Source organism: Variovorax sp. GW822-FHT04E09 (genome assembly GCF_058800845.1).
The window spans coordinates 49,054-63,373 of sequence record NZ_JBXAMR010000011.1 but is presented as its reverse complement, the minus strand read 5'-3'; the positions used below and the strand labels follow the sequence as shown (position 1 = coordinate 63,373).

Sequence of the window (14,320 nt, the reverse complement as noted above, 5' to 3'; positions counted from 1 at the left end):
GAAGGCTCCACCACTCAAACGTCTTGTTTCACGACCCCCAGTTATCATCGCGCCCCATGCTCGAGCAACGGATTCAGCAGCACTTCATCGACAGTGCCGACCTCAAATACCAGACCGGCCCGGTCCTCAGCAAACCCATCTCTCAAGCGATGCAGGCGCTGCTGGCCTGCGTGACCAGCGGCGGCAAGGTGCTGGCCTGCGGCGCCGGCGTGTCGGGCCTGTTGGCCGCCCAGTTCGCGTCGAACTTCGTGGGCCGCTTCGAACGCGAGCGGCCCGAGTTGGGCGCGATCGCGCTGCCCGGCGACACCACCGACCCGGCGGCCGACAGCCCGCAGGCCGCCGATGCCGACCGCTTCGCGCGCCAGGTGCGCGCGCTCGGCCAGGCCGGCGACGTGCTGCTGGTGCTCAGCGCCAGCGGGCAGTCGTCCGCGGTGCTGGCCGCCGTGCTTTCCGCGCATGAGCGCGACATGACGGTGGTGGCGCTGCTCGGCAACGCCGCCACGGGGCTGGCCACCGCGGCGCCCGGCGTCGGCGGCACCGGCGGCGCCATCGGGCGCGCGCTGCGCGAAACCGATGTACAGATCAGCGTGCCGCACGAGCGTGCGGCGCGCATTCACGAAATCCACCTGCTCGCGCTGCATTGCCTGTGCGACGGCGTGGATGCCCAGCTACTCGGAGAACAGGAAGTTTCCTCATGACCATGACGACCCTGACCAAGGCCTCGACCCAACGTTTCGCCCTGGCGCTCACCCTGGGCGCCGCCCTGGTGGCCGGACTGTCCGCCTGCGTGCCGCTCGTCGTGGGCGGCGCCGCGGTGGTGGGCGTGGGCATGGTGGCGACCGACCGCCGCAGCTCGGGCGCCCAGCTCGACGACCAGGGCATCGAGCTGCGCGCCGCGGCCCGCGTGCGCGACATCGCCAACGACAACATGTACGTGAGCGTCACCAGCTTCAACCGCCAGGTGCTGCTGACCGGCGCCGTCGGCAACGACGCCGACCGCCGCCGCGTCGAGGACGAGGTGAGCCGCGTGGTCAACGTGCGCTCGGTGGTGAACGAACTCACCATCGGCGCCCCGAGCACCTTCCAGGACCGCTCGAACGACCTGTACATCACCGGCAAGGTGAAGGCCTCGCTGCTCGACGCCAAGGACATCTTCGCCAACTCCTTCAAGGTCGTGACCGAGCGCAGCACGGTCTACCTGATGGGCATCGCCACGCGCCGCGAGACCGACCGCGCCACCGAGATCACGCGCGGCGTGACGGGCGTGGCGAAGGTCGTGCGCGTGGTCGAGGTGGTGAGCGAGGCCGACCTGGCCGCGAGCCAAGCGGCCAACCAGTCGGCTGCGCAGCGCGGCGGCACGGGCCCCGCACCGGTGAGCAATGCGACGCCATCGACGCCGGGTGCTGCCTCGGGTTCGCGCGTGCCGCTGCCGCCGATGGAGCCGCTGCCCGCGCCGGCCGGTGGTGCAACGACCTCGCCGGTCCGCTGAAACCAAAAAGCCCGCTTCCGCGGGCTTTTTTCATTTGAGTCGGATGATGAGACTGGAGGTGTCCCAGCGCCTGCCGCCGGCCTGCTGCACGTCGGCATAGAACTGGTCGACCAGCGCCGTCACCGGCACGCGCGCGCCATTGCGCTTGGCTTCGTCGAGCACCAGGCCCAGGTCCTTGCGCATCCAGTCGACGGCAAAGCCGAAGTCGAACTTGCCTTCGATCATGGTCTTGCCGCGGTTGTCCATCTGCCAGCTCTGGGCCGCGCCCTTGCCGATGACGCCGAGCACGGCTTCCATGTCCAGGCCGGCGCGCTGGCCGAAGGCGATGGCTTCCGACAGGCCCTGCACCAGCCCCGCGATGGCGATCTGGTTCACCATCTTGGCGAGCTGGCCCGCGCCGCTGTCGCCCAGCAGCGTGACGGCGCGCGCGAAGGCCATGGCCACCGGACGGATGCGCTCGAACACGGCCGCGTCGCCGCCGCACATCACGGTGAGCGCGCCGTTCTGCGCGCCCGCCTGGCCGCCCGACACGGGCGCGTCGATGAAGTGCAAGCCGCGCGCGAGCGCCGCCTTCGACAGTTCGCGTGCCACGTCGGCCGAGGCCGTGGTGTGGTCCACGAGCACGGCGCCGGGCTTCATGCCGGCCAGCGCGCCGTCGTCGCCCAGCACCACCGAGCGCAGGTCGTCGTCATTGCCGACGCAGCAGAACACGATGTCTGCGCCGGCCGCCGCTTCGCGCGGGGTGGGGGCGTGGCGGCCGGGGGCGCCGAACTCGGCGACCCAGGCCTGCGACTTGGCGGGCGTGCGGTTGTAGACCGTGACCGTGTGGCCGGCCTTGACCAGGTGCCCGGCCATGGGCCCGCCCATGACGCCGAGGCCGAGAAAGGCCACCGTCTGGGCGGGAACGGATTCGTAGGTGCGGGAGTTGATGCTGCTCATGGCCGACAGCTTAAAGCCAAAGAAAGAAACAAGGCCGGCGCGCCCCGCGGTGCGCCGGCGGGGCGGCCTCAGACGATCGCGAAGTGCTCGGTGCCGGCCGCCAGGTCGGTGCTGCGCGCGCGCTGGCTGTTGAGCTTGATCTGCAGGCGCAGATCGTTGGCCGAGTCGGCGTTGCGGATCGCCTCTTCGAAGTTGATCGCGTTGCCCTCGAACAGGTCGAACAGCGCCTGGTCGAAGGTCTGCATGCCCAGGTTGCGGCTCTTCTTCATGATCTCCTTGATCTCGCCCACTTCGCCCTTGAAGATCAGGTCGGAGATCAGCGGCGTGTTCAGCAGGATCTCGACGGCGGCGACGCGGCCCTGGCCGTCTTCGGTGGGCACCAGCCGCTGCGACACCAGCGAGCGCAGGTTCAGCGACAGGTCCATCAGCAGCTGCGCGCGGCGCTCTTCGGGGAAGAAGTTGATGATGCGGTCCAGGGCCTGGTTGGCGCTGTTGGCGTGCAGCGTGGCCATGCACAGGTGGCCGGTTTCGGCAAAGGCGACGGCGTGCTCCATCGTTTCGCGGTCGCGGATTTCGCCCATGAGGATCACGTCGGGCGCCTGGCGCAGTGTGTTCTTCAGCGCCGCTTCCCAGCTGTCGGTGTCGATGCCCACTTCGCGCTGCGTCACCACGCAGTTCTTGTGCGGGTGCACGAACTCGACCGGGTCTTCCACCGTGACGATGTGGCCGTACGAATTTTCGTTGCGCCAGTCGATCATCGCGGCCAGCGTGGTCGACTTGCCCGAACCCGTGGCGCCCACCAGGATGGTGAGGCCGCGCTTGGTCATCGCCACGTCCTTGAGCACCTGCGGCATGCCCAGCCCGTCGATGGTCGGCAGCTTGGCGGGAATGGTCCGCAGCACCATGCCGACCTTGCCCTGCTGCACGAACGCGTTGACGCGAAAGCGCCCGATGCCCGTCGGCGAGATCGCGAAGTTGCACTCCTTGGTGCGCTCGAACTCGGCCGTCTGGCGGTCGTTCATGATCGAGCGCGTGAGCGCCAGCGTGTGCTGCGCGCCCAGCGCCTGCTGCGACACCTTGGTGACCTTGCCGTCGACCTTGATGGCCGGCGGGAAATCGGCGGTGATGAACAGGTCGCTGCCGTTGCGGCTCACCATGAGCTTGAGCAGGTCGTTGATGAACTGGCTGGCTTGATCGCGTTCCATGAGAGCGCTCCTTGATGTCTAGATTGAATCTGCAGGCGGCCGACCGCCGGGCCGCCCCAAGGCGGCCGCGCCTCCCCCTTGGGGGGTGGAGTTACACGAAGCGCAGCGAAGTGAAAAGCCGGGGGGCCTCATGACTAGCCGGGGAAGTTTTCTGGAATCTTGGCCTTGCCGCGCGCTTCGGCGGCAGAGATCGTATTGCGGCGCACCAGCTCCGTCAGGTTCTGGTCGAGCGTCTGCATGCCCGAGCCCTGGCCGGTCTGGATGGTGGAGTACATCTGCGCGACCTTGGCCTCGCGGATCAGGTTGCGGATGGCCGGCGTGCCCAGCATGATCTCGTGCGCCGCCACGCGGCCCTGGCCGTCCTTGGTCTTGCACAGCGTCTGCGAGATCACGGCCTGCAAAGATTCGGACAGCATCGCGCGGATCATTTCTTTTTCTTCGCCCGGGAACACGTCGATGATCCGGTCGATGGTCTTGGCGGCCGACGAGGTGTGCAGCGTGCCGAACACCAGGTGGCCGGTTTCGGCCGCGGTCATCGCGAGGCGGATGGTTTCGAGGTCGCGCAATTCGCCCACCAGGATCGCGTCCGGGTCTTCGCGCAGCGCGGAGCGCAGCGCGTTGGCGAACGACAGCGTCATCGGCCCCACTTCGCGCTGGTTGATCAGGCACTTCTTGGATTCGTGCACGAACTCGATCGGGTCTTCCACCGTGAGGATGTGGCCGTACTCGTTCTCGTTGAGGTAGTTCACCATCGCCGCCAGCGTGGTCGACTTGCCCGAGCCCGTGGGGCCCGTCACCAGCACGAGGCCGCGCGGCTTGAGCGCGAGTTCGCCGAAAATCTTCGGCGCGTTGAGTTGCTCGAGCGTGAGGATCTTCGAGGGAATGGTCCGGAACACCGCGGCCGCACCGCGCGCCTGGTTGAAGGCGTTCACGCGGAAGCGCGCGAGGCCGTCGATCTCGAACGAGAAGTCGACCTCCAGGAACTCTTCGTAGTGCTTGCGGTGCGTGTCGCTCATGATGTCGTACACCATGGCATGCACCGCCTTGTGGTCCAGCGCATCGACGTTGATGCGGCGCACGTCGCCGTTCACGCGGATCATCGGCGGCAGGCCGGCCGACAGATGCAGGTCGGAGGCTTTGTTCTTGACGCTGAACGCCAGCAGTTGGGTGATGTCCACGGGGCTCCTCAGGCAGGCTTTAGTGACGTTTTGATACGAATTCGGAAGATTATGACGATGATTGGCGACGATCTCCAGCAAGTAAGGGCCCGGATCGACCGGGCCTGTGCGCAGGCCGGGCGCGACCCGTCGGCGGTGCGCCTGCTGGCGGTGTCCAAGACCTTCGGGCCGGAGGCGGTGCGCGAGGCGCACGCGGCCGGCCAGGCGGCCTTCGGCGAGAACTACGTGCAGGAGGGGCTGGACAAGATTGCCGCGCTGGCCGACCTGCGCGCGGGGCTCGAATGGCACTGCATCGGCCCTCTGCAGAGCAACAAGACGCGGCCCGTGGCCGAGCAGTTCGACTGGGTCCACAGCATCGACCGCCTGAAGATCGCCGAGCGCCTGTCGGCCCAGCGCCCGGCCCACCTGCCGCCGTTGCAGGTGTGCCTGCAGGTCAACGTGGACGGCGGCGCGAACAAGTCTGGCGTGCCGCCGGAAGAAGCCTTGGCGCTCGCGCGCGCTGTGGCGGCCTTGCCACAACTGACGCTGCGCGGGCTTATGGCGATCCCCGAACCGGCGCCCGATTTCGCGGCGCAGCGCGAACTGTGCCTGCGCGCCCATGCGGTGTTCGAGGCGATCCGCGCGGCGGGCATCGCGCTGGACACGCTGTCGCTGGGCATGAGTGGCGACCTCGAAGCGGCGGTCAGCGCCGGCAGCACGATGGTGCGGGTCGGTACGGCGATCTTCGGCGGGCGGGCGCGCAAGCCCGCCTGAAGTCATAGGCCCCTAGCGCAGGAAGAACAGCAAGCTCATCGTCAGCCCCGTGGCGACGATGCCCGCGCGCAGCCAGGCCGGCGGCAGGCGCCGCGCGCCCCGGGCGCCGAGGTAGCCGCCGAGCAGCGCGGCGCCCGCCATGATCGCGGCCTCGCGCCAGGCGATCAGGCCGCCCCAGGCATAGAGGGCGACCGCGATCAGCGTGAGCAGCGCCGACACCTGGTTCTTGAGCCCGTTGGCCGCCAGCAGGCGGGTCTGGCCGAGCAAGCCGAACAGTGCCAGCAGCAGGATGCCCAGCCCGCCGTTGAAGTAGCCGCCGTAGACCGTGACGGCGAGCACCGAGACCATCGCGACCGCCGGCCGGTGCGCGCCCGACTGTCGAGACGCCGTGAGGCGCGGTGCCAGCACGAACAGCAAGGTGGCGAGCAGCAGCAGCCAGGGCACGACGCGGCGGAAGGTGGCATCGGGCGTCAGCAGGAGCAGCAGCGCGCCGGTACTGCCGCCGATCAGCGACAGCACCACGAGCGTCCGCATGGACAGCCCGGGCGGCGGTTGGGTGTCGCCGCGCAAGCCCCAGGCCGCCGACAGGTAGCCGGGCAGCAGCGCGAGCGTGCCCGTGGCGTTGGCGCTCACGGCCGGCACGCCCGCGAACACCAGGGCCGGCAGCGTCAGGAAGCTGCCGCCGCCGGCCACCGCGTTCAGGGTGCCCGCCACGAAGGCTGCGGCGATCAACGTCGCATCGACAAGCATCGCGCGACCCTCAGGCGAAGCGGCAGGCTTCTTCGAACGCGAGCCTCGGGTGGCGGTCGAACAGCTGGGCAGGGTCGCCGTGGCCGAGGTTGCACAGGAAATTCGTGCGTACCGACGTGCCATGCCAGAACGCTGCGTCCATGCCTGCGGCATCGAAGCCCGACATCGGCCCGCAATCCAGCCCGATGGCGCGTGCCGCGAGCATGAAGTAGCCCGCCTGCAGGCTCGCGTTGCGAAAGGCCGTGCGCAGCGCGTGCGCCTCCTTGTCGGGCCCCGTGAAGTCGTCCTGCATCGACGGCCGGTGCGGAAAGAGCCGTGGCAGCTCGCGGTAGAAGGCCGTGTCGAAACCGAGGATCGCGGTGACGGGCGCCGTCATCGTCTTCTCGACATTGCCGGGCGAGAGCAGCGGCCGCAGGCGTTCGCGGCCTTCGTCGGTGCGCACGAAGACCACGCGCATCGGCGAGCAGTTGGCCGAAGTCGGACCCCACTTCACGAGTTCGTGGATCTGGCGCAGCTGCGCCTCGCTGACCGGGCGGGGCAGCCAGCCGTTGTGGGAGCGGGCCTGGCGAAAGAGGGTGTCGAGGGCGCTGTCTGGAATCATGGGGAACGTGGAAGGTCGAAGGACTGCATCAGCCGCAAGGTCGCTGTCGCGATCGCGCCGTCGGCGCGCGTCAGTTCGTCGAGGATCGAAAAATGATCATGACCCGGGCACTCGATGTGGCCCGCATGAACGTCGCGCCAGTGCAGGCGGATGGTGTCGCATTGTTCGCGGAAGCCAGGATTCTCGTTGCCGCCCAGGGCGGTGAGCAGTCGCGTACCGGTCAGGGGACGCCACAGCGCCGGACTCAGCGCCGCCGCGCTGCGCGGCGTGAAGCGCGTGGCGTCCATCACCGACGGCACGTCGAGCAGCGGGCGCAGGTCGTACAGCGCGCTGATGCAGATCGCGGCCGCCACCACCGGCTCGGTGGCCAGCAGCATCGCCGCCAGGTGCCCGCCGGCCGAATGCCCGCAGGCGAACAGGCGTGCCGGCGGGGCATCCCATTGCGCGTGGTGCGACGCGAGCCATGCGGCCGCACGGCGAACCTGCGCGACGATGGTCTCCACGTCCACCGCCGGGCACAGCGCATAGTTGACGACCGCGACCGCGTAGCCGGCCGCGGTGAAAGGCGGCGCGACCAGCGAGGCGTCGCTCTTGTCGAGCGAGCGCCAGTAGCCGCCATGGATGTACACCAGCGTGCCGCGTGGGCGGCCCTCGGGCAGGAACAGGTCGAGGCGCTCGGCCGCGTGCGGCCCGTAGGCGATGTCGAGCCGCGCGCGGGCGCGCTCGCGCACCGCGGCGGACGCGCGTGCCCAGCCGTCGAAGATGTCCTGGTAGTGCGGGACGGCCAGGCGCGCGTTGTAGCGGCGCTCGCCGTCGCCGGCCGTGGGGTTCGGCGGCATGGCGGGTTACGCGCTGGCGCCGATGCGCTCGACCACGGCCCGCAGGTCGGCGCGCACCTTCTCCGGCAGCGCGGCGACGGGTGGGCGCGTCGGCCCGGCGCTGCGGCCCGCGAGCGTCATCGCTTCCTTGATGACGACCGGGAACGAGCCCCAGGCCCAGGCCGCGCGCAGCGGCGCGAAGATGTTCGACACGCGCAGCGCCTCGTCGTGGCGGCCGGCGCGCAGCGCGTCGTACATGCGCACCATGAGCTCGGGGAACACGTTGGCGGCGGGCGAGATGGTGCCTTGCGCGCCGTGGAACATCATCGACAGCGCGATGGTGTCGCGGCCCGAGAACAGCAGCGCGGGGCGCGGCGCGGTCAGCAGGTACTCGATGGATTGCGTGAGGTCGCCGCCCGAGTCCTTCATGCCCACGATGTTGTCGGCCGCCTGCATGCAGCGCGCGAGCGTGGCGGGCAGCACGTTGACGGCGGTGCGCGGCGGGTTGTTGTAGAGCATCACCGGCAGCTTCGTCGCGCGCGCCACGGCGGTGTAGTGGGCCACCAGTTCGTCCTGCGTGGGCTGCACGAAGTACGGCGTGATCACCAGCGCCAGGTCGGCGCCCAGGGCTTCGGCGGCCTGCGTGAGCGCGATGGCGTCGCGCGTGGTGGCGCCGCCGGTGCCGGCATACAACGGCACGCGGCCGTCGATGGCGCGCATCGACAGCTCCAGCAGGCGGATGTGCTCGTCGCGCTCCAGGGCGAAGAACTCGCCCTGGCTGCCGGCGACGGAAATGCCGTGCACGCCGGCGCGGATGTAGCTGTCGATCAGTTCGCCGACGCGGGCTTCGTCGAGCCGGTGGTCGGCGGTGAAAGGCGTGGCCATGGCGGGCACGACGCCGTGGAATTTCGAGAGGTTCAAGGCAGAAAGCTCCAGAAGAAAAAGGGGGCGACGGGCGGCGTCAGTCGACGCCCATCAGGTGGCCCAGCTGCACCACGTAGTGGCCGAAGGCGGCCGCTTCCTTGGTGGTGCGCGGGTCGCGCGGGCGCGGCAGGTCGATGCGGATGTCCTCGACGATGCGCCCCGGCCGCTCGGACATCACGAGCACGCGGTCCGAGAGAAAGACGGCCTCCGAGATGCTGTGGGTGATGAGGATCACCGTCTGGCGCATCTCCTGCCACAGGCGCAGCAGCTCGACGTTGAGCTGGTCGCGCGTGAGTGCGTCGAGCGCCCCGAAGGGCTCGTCGAGCAGCAGCACCTGGGGCCGCATCACGAGGATCTGCCCGAGCGCCGCGCGCTGGCGCATGCCGCCCGAGAGCTCGTGAGGGTAGTTGCGGCGGAACTTCTCCAGCTTGAGGATCGGCAGCAGCGCTTCCACGCGTTCGTCGATGTCCTTCTTCGGCAGCTTGCGCACCTCGGCCGCGAGGCGGATGTTGGCTTCCACGGTTTCCCACGGCAGCATGTTGTGGGTCTGGAACACCACGCCCACGTCGTCGGACATCCGCGTCTGCAGGTGGCCGAGCACGCGCACCTCACCGCCCGCGTCGGGCTGGATCAGCCCGGCCACGATGCGCAGCAGGGTGCTCTTGCCGCAGCCGCTCGGCCCCAGGATCGAGACGAACTCGCCGCGCTGCACCGTGAAGTCGACCTGCTCCAGCGCGCGCACGCTGTGGCGCGCGTCGAAGGTCTTGGCGACGCGGCTGACGCCGATCGCCGTGTCGATGGCACCGGGGGCGCGCACCGTCGCCTCGCCGGTGGCCACGGTCCCAGGCTTCACTTGCGTGCTCCCACCCAGCCGCCTTCGGAGATGTCGAAGACCACGCCGTCGAGGTCGCGGAATTTCATCTCGTAGTACAGGCTCTTCTTGTCGTGCGGCAGGTCCATGAAGAAGGTGCCGCCGTGGTCCTCGATGGCCTTGCGCTGTGCATCGAGGTCGTCGACCCAGAAGCCGAAGTGGTGCGTGCCGATCCAGTCCTTGCCCTTCTCAAGGCCTGCGGCCTCGTCGGTCTTGTAGTTCAGCAGCGCCAGGCAGATGGTGCCGTCCGTGAGGTACACGCCGTCGGCGATGGGCGAGTGTGTGGGCTCGACGATGGTGAGGTCGAAGACCTCGCTGTAGAACTTGGCCGCCTTCTGGGGATCGGGAACGGCAAGGGCGATGTGACGCAGTTTGGCCATGGGGATGTCTCCTGAGTTGAAATTTTTGGAAAAGGCGAAAGAGAAAAGGAAGGGGCTCAGAGCCCGCGCCACCAGATGCGCTTGGCGGCCAGCTCGACCAGCAGGTACAGCAGGCCGGCGACCACCGAGATCACCACCAGCGCGGCGAACAGGTAGTCGGTGCGCGCGTTGGCGTTGGCCTCCAGGATGAGGTGGCCGAGCCCGCGCTCGGAGCCGACGAACTCGCCCACGATCGCGCCGATCACGGCCAGCGGCATGGCCGAGCGCAGCCCGTCCATGATCGACGGCAGCGCCGAGGGCACGTAGAGGCGGCGGAAGGTGGTCCAGGACGAGGCGCGGATGGCGCGGAAGTGCTCCACCAGGTGCGCCGGCGTGCCCGCCAGCCCGCCCATGGTGGCGATCACCACCGGGAAGAAGGCGAAGAGAAAGGCCATCAGCACCTTCGAGGTGTCGCCGTAGCCGAACCAGATCACCATGAGCGGCGCCAGCGCGATCTTGGGCAGGCCCTGGAACACCACGATGAGCGGGTACAGCGACCGTCGCACCACCGGGATGGCGTGGATCGCGAGCCCGAGCAGCACGCCGCCGACGGCCGCCAGCGCGAAGCCGGCCAGCACCTCCTGCGTCGTGACCCACGACTGCACGAGCAGTGCCATGCGGTTGGTCCACAGGCTGTCGAGCACCTGCGACAGCGGCGGCAGCAGGTAGCGTTTGATGCCGAACACGTCGACCGATTTTTCCCACAGCAGGCCCAGTGCGAGGAACAGCAGGGCGGGGTCGGTGAAGCGGCGCCACGATTCGGCGCGCGAGGAAGGGGCGGGGTGCATGTGTCTTGTCTCCGGATCTTTTTTATGTGTCGTGTCTTGTCGCGTGGTGGGCGTTCAGCGCTTCGGGTCGTCGCTGTCTTCGTCCCGGGCCGTGCGCGGCCCCCACTCGGGCGGCGGCACCACGAACCGGTCGAAGTGCCACTGGTCGAAGGCCGCGAGGTCGTTCTTCCAGACGCGGGGCGTGTAGGGCTGCGCGGGCGTGATCTGCACCATCTCCGCGTAGAACTCGCAGTAGTTGCCGTCGGGGTCCTTGAACACGAGGAACAGGTTCTCGCCGGGCCCGTGCTTGCCGATGCCGCGCACGATGTCGATGCCCTGCGCCTGCAGGTAGCGCGCGGCGTCCTCGATCTCGGCCAGCGAGCCGAGCTGGTAGGCGAAGTGCTCCAGCCCGGGCCGTCCCGGCACGTAGGTGGCCGCATGCTGCGGGTCGCCGGGCGCAATCTGCGCCAGCGCCAGGTCGTGGTGGTCGTTCCCGCAGCGCAGGAAGGCCATCTGGTCCTCGATGTGGTCGGACACTTCCAGCCCGACGATCTCGGTGTAGAAGCGCACGGAGGCCTTCAGGTCGCGCACGTTGAGCACGACGTGCCCGAGGCGCTGGGGACGGGGGCGTTGAACCATCGGTGTTGCTCCCGCGCTCATGGTGCGAGCAGGTCGTTGCTGTACGCGTCCTGCGGCTGCACCTTGCCGCCGAGGCCGAAGGCCTTGTCGACGAACTGCACGGTGGCGCGCATGCGGTCATCGCGCAGGTGGCCCAGCCCCTTGGCCTTGGCCGCGGGGTCGACCAGCAGGTCGTTCATGTCCTTGATCTGCGCCAGCGCCACGGCGCGGTCGGTGGTGGGAAACATCTTCACCATGAGGTCGGCCGCCTGCTCGGGGTTGGCCATCGCGAACTCGTAGCCGCGGTACGAGGCGCGCAGGAACTTCTTCACCACCTCGGGGCGCTTCTTGATCAGGTCTTCGCTGGCCGCGAAGCCGCTGCCGTAGGCGTCCAGGCCGAAGTCGCTGTACTCGATCCAGCCGAGCGTCACGCCCGCGGCGTTGGCCTGCTTTTGGGTGACGGCGCGGTTGCTCCCGCGCCAGCATTCGGCCAGGTCGACCTTGCCTTCGATCAGCGAGGCGTCGACCACGGCGGGGTCCATGCGCAGCAGGCGGATGCTGCCCTTGGGCTGGCGGTTCAGCTCCAGCCAGGCGGGCACGACGTTGTGCACCGGCGAGGCCGAGCCGCCGCCCAGGCGCAGGCCCTTCATGTCGGCGGGCGTCTTGGGCTGGTGGCGCTTGGTGTCGAAACAGATGCCGGCGGGCCAGCGTGTGTTGATGGCGCCGATCATGCGGATCTTGCCGCCGTTGGCGCGGTTGAGCACGAGGCTGATCGGGTCGACGTAGCCGAATTCGAACTGGCCCTGGTCGAGCTCATTGGCGGTGCGGTTGCCGCCGTAGCCGCGCACGATGGCGGTGTCCAGGCCCAGTTCGCGGAAGTAGCCCTGCGCCTGCGCGACGATCACGCCCACCGAGCTGCCCTGCGGCAGCCAGGCCATGTTGTAGGTGACCTTCTCCTGGGCGAACGCGGGGGGCGCGCCGGCCAGCAACGCGCTGAAGGCGAGGCCGGTCAGTGCGCGCGCGATCGCGGCGAATCCTCTGCGGGTGGGTTGCATGTCGTTGTCTCCATACCTTGTTGTGATGCGAAAGAACGGGGCCGTGGCCCCGCCGTGGCGGCGCTCAGACGCGCTCTGCCTGCACTTGATTGGAAAGCCGTCCGATGCCCTCGATGCTCGCCACCAGCCGGTCGCCCGGCTTCAGGTAGATACCCCGACCCATGCCCACGCCGGTGGGCGTGCCGGTGGCGATCACGTCGCCGGGTTCGAGCGTGACGATGGTCGACAGGTAGGCGATCTGCTCGCGCACCGTCCAGATCATGTTGGCCGTGCTGTCCTGCTGCATGGGCTCGTCGTTCACGTCCAGGCGCATCTGCACGGCCTGCGGGTCGGGGATCTGCCAGGCGGGCACCAGCCACGGGCCGATGGGCGCGAAGGTGTCGTGGCACTTGCCCTGGAACCAGTCGTGCTTGAACGGGTAGTCGCCGCGGATGTTGAGGTCACGCGCCGAGATGTCGTTGACGATCGTGTAGCAGGCCACGGCGTCGAGTGCGTCCTCGACCGACACGCGGCGGCAGCGCTTGCCGATCACGGCGGCGAGTTCGACCTCCCAGTCGAGCTTGCTGGTTTCGGGCGGCATCTGGATCGTCTCGCCGTTGCCGATCACCGTGTTCGAGAGCTTCAGGAACATGTACGGCTTGCTCTGCGACTTGGCCGCCAGCACGGTGCCCATTTCGTTGGCGTGCGAGGCGTAGTTCGAGGCGGCGCAGAAGATGCGGCTCGGCACGAAGGGCGCAGCCACGGCCGCGGCGCCGTCGGCCACCGGCCGGATCGCGCCCGAGGCGGCCAGCGCGGCGGCGATGGGCGCGGCGTCGCGCAGCCAGGCCTGGGCGTTCGCCCAGTCGCGCAGCATGGCTTCGACGCCTTGCGTGACCCAGGTTTCGGGCAGCGGTGGCAGGCCGGCCGCGCGGGCCGCCTCCAGGTCGTACAGCTGGCTGTCGATCACCAGGGCGGGGGCAAGCCCACCGGCGCGGCGGTAAGTGGCGAGCGCGATCCAAGACATTCGATTGACTCCTCTTTTGTAGGTGGGTTGGAATCCGCGACGGGTGTTTTGCATTCAGTGTCTGCGAATTGTGTGCAATTTTATGTTTTGGTGTTCACGAACGTCAAGGGTTTGTCGCGGCATGCCTGAAACGGGCGTGCGGACGCATGCCGCGGCCGGCCTGCGCCGGGAGCGGCGGGCCGGGGCGGGCAGCGGAAACGGGAGGGAGGGAGGGGGCGCGGCAGCCGCGTCAGGCGGCGGCGCTGGAAGACGGGGTGCGGGAGGCGCTGCCGTCGAAGTGCTGCAGCACGTTCATCGCCGAGTTGGCCGCATGGCTGTGCATGGCGGCGGCGGCGGCGTCACCGTCGTGCGCCAGCAGGGCGGCAACGAGGGCTTCGTGCTCGACATGGGAATGCTGCAGGCGGTTTTCCGTCGTGAAGAAGCCTTGCGAGCGGAAGGGGGCGAGGCGCTGCCGCAGGCTCAGTGCGAGGTCCTGCAGCGTCTTGTTGCGGGCGCCGGCGTAGATCAGCGCGTGGAATTCCTCGTTCAGCGCGGCGTACGCTTTCGCGTCGCCCTCGGCCGCGGCGCGCCCGGCTTGCTGGTGAACGAACTCGATGCGCTTGCGCTCCGACGGCGCGGCGCGCAGCGCGCACAGCTTGGCGCACAGGGCTTCCAGTTCGCCGGAGGCTTCGAAGAGGCCGTCCAGATCGGCGGGCGCCATTGTCGCCACCGAGAAGCCGCGGCGCGGCAGGTGCTCGATCAGCCGGGTCGAGGCCAGCTGCCGCAGCGCATCGCGCACCGGGCTGCGCGAGACGCCGAAGCGCGTCGCGATCGTCTGTTCGTCCAGGCGCTCGCCGGGCTGGAAACGGCGCAGCACGATTTCCTCGGCCAGGCGGTCCGAGATGGTCTGGGACAGCGTTTTTCCAGGCTCGTTTTCCATGGTTTGCTTCT

The 14,320-nt window shown here is 69.0% G+C and carries 17 protein-coding genes; 3 read left to right on the top strand and 14 right to left on the bottom strand.

Annotation, left to right across the window (positions count from 1 at the left end; genetic code table 11):
• The first annotated feature begins 56 nt into the window (after nt 1-56).
• Both AC1RL8_RS29270 and AC1RL8_RS29265 read left to right on the top strand, forming a co-directional pair.
• Nucleotides 57-698: an SIS domain-containing protein gene (locus AC1RL8_RS29270; RefSeq protein ID WP_062482322.1), complete on the top strand. Its 642-nt coding sequence runs from the start codon at nt 57-59 to the stop codon at nt 696-698.
• On the top strand, nt 695-1,489 hold the full coding sequence (locus AC1RL8_RS29265) for a BON domain-containing protein (RefSeq protein ID WP_062482325.1): 795 nt from the start codon (nt 695-697) through the stop codon (nt 1,487-1,489). The genes AC1RL8_RS29270 and AC1RL8_RS29265 overlap by 4 nt, the downstream gene beginning before the upstream one ends.
• A gap of 30 nt (nt 1,490-1,519) precedes the next feature.
• On the opposite strand, the gene AC1RL8_RS29260 is transcribed toward AC1RL8_RS29265, so the two are convergent.
• The 3 genes from AC1RL8_RS29260 to AC1RL8_RS29250 all read right to left on the bottom strand — a co-directional run bounded on the left by AC1RL8_RS29260 (nt 1,520) and on the right by AC1RL8_RS29250 (nt 4,811).
• Nucleotides 1,520-2,428: an NAD(P)-dependent oxidoreductase gene (locus AC1RL8_RS29260; protein WP_492687264.1), complete on the bottom strand. Its 909-nt coding sequence runs from the start codon at nt 2,426-2,428 to the stop codon at nt 1,520-1,522.
• Nucleotides 2,429-2,496: 68 nt separating this feature from the next.
• A complete protein-coding gene (locus tag AC1RL8_RS29255; protein WP_062482331.1) occupies nt 2,497-3,633 on the bottom strand; it encodes a PilT/PilU family type 4a pilus ATPase in 1,137 nt (378 codons plus the stop codon).
• A 134-nt stretch (nt 3,634-3,767) separates the two neighbouring features.
• Complete coding sequence (locus AC1RL8_RS29250) at nt 3,768-4,811, bottom strand: type IV pilus twitching motility protein PilT (protein WP_062482334.1); 1,044 nt, start codon at nt 4,809-4,811, stop codon at nt 3,768-3,770.
• Nucleotides 4,812-4,862: 51 nt separating this feature from the next.
• Between AC1RL8_RS29250 and AC1RL8_RS29245 the strand changes: the two genes are divergently transcribed.
• A complete protein-coding gene (locus AC1RL8_RS29245) occupies nt 4,863-5,564 on the top strand; it encodes a YggS family pyridoxal phosphate-dependent enzyme (RefSeq protein WP_492687263.1) in 702 nt (233 codons plus the stop codon).
• A 12-nt stretch (nt 5,565-5,576) separates the two neighbouring features.
• Here the strand turns inward: AC1RL8_RS29245 and AC1RL8_RS29240 are convergent, their stop codons facing one another.
• The 11 genes from AC1RL8_RS29240 to AC1RL8_RS29190 all read right to left on the bottom strand — a co-directional run bounded on the left by AC1RL8_RS29240 (nt 5,577) and on the right by AC1RL8_RS29190 (nt 14,309).
• Nucleotides 5,577-6,314, bottom strand: coding sequence for a sulfite exporter TauE/SafE family protein (locus AC1RL8_RS29240; protein WP_159274679.1), 738 nt, complete (start codon nt 6,312-6,314; stop codon nt 5,577-5,579).
• A gap of 10 nt (nt 6,315-6,324) precedes the next feature.
• Nucleotides 6,325-6,915, bottom strand: coding sequence for a malonic semialdehyde reductase (locus AC1RL8_RS29235; RefSeq protein WP_492687262.1), 591 nt, complete (start codon nt 6,913-6,915; stop codon nt 6,325-6,327).
• The gene (locus tag AC1RL8_RS29230) at nt 6,912-7,754 is read right to left on the bottom strand and encodes an alpha/beta hydrolase (RefSeq protein ID WP_307636358.1); all 843 of its coding nucleotides are present in this window, start codon (nt 7,752-7,754) and stop codon (nt 6,912-6,914) included. The genes AC1RL8_RS29235 and AC1RL8_RS29230 overlap by 4 nt, the downstream gene beginning before the upstream one ends.
• Before the next feature lie 6 nt (nt 7,755-7,760).
• Nucleotides 7,761-8,654 (bottom strand): 4-hydroxy-tetrahydrodipicolinate synthase, encoded by an 894-nt coding sequence (gene dapA, locus AC1RL8_RS29225; RefSeq protein ID WP_083259398.1) that lies wholly within the window; start codon nt 8,652-8,654, stop codon nt 7,761-7,763.
• 40 nt (nt 8,655-8,694) lie between these two features.
• A complete protein-coding gene (locus AC1RL8_RS29220; RefSeq protein ID WP_307590426.1) occupies nt 8,695-9,510 on the bottom strand; it encodes an ABC transporter ATP-binding protein in 816 nt (271 codons plus the stop codon).
• Nucleotides 9,507-9,908, bottom strand: a complete 402-nt coding sequence (locus AC1RL8_RS29215) for a VOC family protein (RefSeq protein WP_070063818.1) — start codon at nt 9,906-9,908, stop codon at nt 9,507-9,509. Before AC1RL8_RS29215 ends, AC1RL8_RS29220 begins: the two co-directional genes overlap by 4 nt.
• A gap of 56 nt (nt 9,909-9,964) precedes the next feature.
• The gene (locus AC1RL8_RS29210; RefSeq protein ID WP_307590429.1) at nt 9,965-10,735 is read right to left on the bottom strand and encodes an ABC transporter permease; all 771 of its coding nucleotides are present in this window, start codon (nt 10,733-10,735) and stop codon (nt 9,965-9,967) included.
• Nucleotides 10,736-10,789: 54 nt separating this feature from the next.
• Nucleotides 10,790-11,353 (bottom strand): VOC family protein, encoded by a 564-nt coding sequence (locus tag AC1RL8_RS29205; protein ID WP_159274676.1) that lies wholly within the window; start codon nt 11,351-11,353, stop codon nt 10,790-10,792.
• Nucleotides 11,354-11,370: 17 nt separating this feature from the next.
• On the bottom strand, nt 11,371-12,387 hold the full coding sequence (locus AC1RL8_RS29200) for an ABC transporter substrate-binding protein (protein WP_492687261.1): 1,017 nt from the start codon (nt 12,385-12,387) through the stop codon (nt 11,371-11,373).
• 64 nt (nt 12,388-12,451) lie between these two features.
• Nucleotides 12,452-13,390: a fumarylacetoacetate hydrolase family protein gene (locus tag AC1RL8_RS29195; protein ID WP_492687260.1), complete on the bottom strand. Its 939-nt coding sequence runs from the start codon at nt 13,388-13,390 to the stop codon at nt 12,452-12,454.
• A 229-nt stretch (nt 13,391-13,619) separates the two neighbouring features.
• The gene (locus AC1RL8_RS29190; protein WP_099793338.1) at nt 13,620-14,309 is read right to left on the bottom strand and encodes a GntR family transcriptional regulator; all 690 of its coding nucleotides are present in this window, start codon (nt 14,307-14,309) and stop codon (nt 13,620-13,622) included.
• Nucleotides 14,310-14,320 lie beyond the last annotated feature (11 nt).

What these genes read in the sequence shown, in the direction of transcription:
- AC1RL8_RS29270 (WP_062482322.1), top strand. Translation starts at nt 57, where the DNA reads ATGCTCGAGCAACGGATTCAGCAGCACTTCATCGACAGTGCCGACCTC.
- AC1RL8_RS29265 (WP_062482325.1), top strand. Translation starts at nt 695, where the DNA reads ATGACCATGACGACCCTGACCAAGGCCTCGACCCAACGTTTCGCCCTG.
- AC1RL8_RS29260 (WP_492687264.1), bottom strand. Translation starts at nt 2,428, where the DNA reads ATGAGCAGCATCAACTCCCGCACCTACGAATCCGTTCCCGCCCAGACG.
- AC1RL8_RS29255 (WP_062482331.1), bottom strand. Translation starts at nt 3,633, where the DNA reads ATGGAACGCGATCAAGCCAGCCAGTTCATCAACGACCTGCTCAAGCTC.
- AC1RL8_RS29245 (WP_492687263.1), top strand. Translation starts at nt 4,863, where the DNA reads ATGACGATGATTGGCGACGATCTCCAGCAAGTAAGGGCCCGGATCGAC.
- AC1RL8_RS29240 (WP_159274679.1), bottom strand. Translation starts at nt 6,314, where the DNA reads ATGCTTGTCGATGCGACGTTGATCGCCGCAGCCTTCGTGGCGGGCACC.
- AC1RL8_RS29235 (WP_492687262.1), bottom strand. Translation starts at nt 6,915, where the DNA reads ATGATTCCAGACAGCGCCCTCGACACCCTCTTTCGCCAGGCCCGCTCC.
- AC1RL8_RS29230 (WP_307636358.1), bottom strand. Translation starts at nt 7,754, where the DNA reads ATGCCGCCGAACCCCACGGCCGGCGACGGCGAGCGCCGCTACAACGCG.
- AC1RL8_RS29215 (WP_070063818.1), bottom strand. Translation starts at nt 9,908, where the DNA reads ATGGCCAAACTGCGTCACATCGCCCTTGCCGTTCCCGATCCCCAGAAG.
- AC1RL8_RS29210 (WP_307590429.1), bottom strand. Translation starts at nt 10,735, where the DNA reads ATGCACCCCGCCCCTTCCTCGCGCGCCGAATCGTGGCGCCGCTTCACC.
- AC1RL8_RS29205 (WP_159274676.1), bottom strand. Translation starts at nt 11,353, where the DNA reads ATGGTTCAACGCCCCCGTCCCCAGCGCCTCGGGCACGTCGTGCTCAAC.
- AC1RL8_RS29200 (WP_492687261.1), bottom strand. Translation starts at nt 12,387, where the DNA reads ATGCAACCCACCCGCAGAGGATTCGCCGCGATCGCGCGCGCACTGACC.
- AC1RL8_RS29195 (WP_492687260.1), bottom strand. Translation starts at nt 13,390, where the DNA reads ATGTCTTGGATCGCGCTCGCCACTTACCGCCGCGCCGGTGGGCTTGCC.
- AC1RL8_RS29190 (WP_099793338.1), bottom strand. Translation starts at nt 14,309, where the DNA reads ATGGAAAACGAGCCTGGAAAAACGCTGTCCCAGACCATCTCGGACCGC.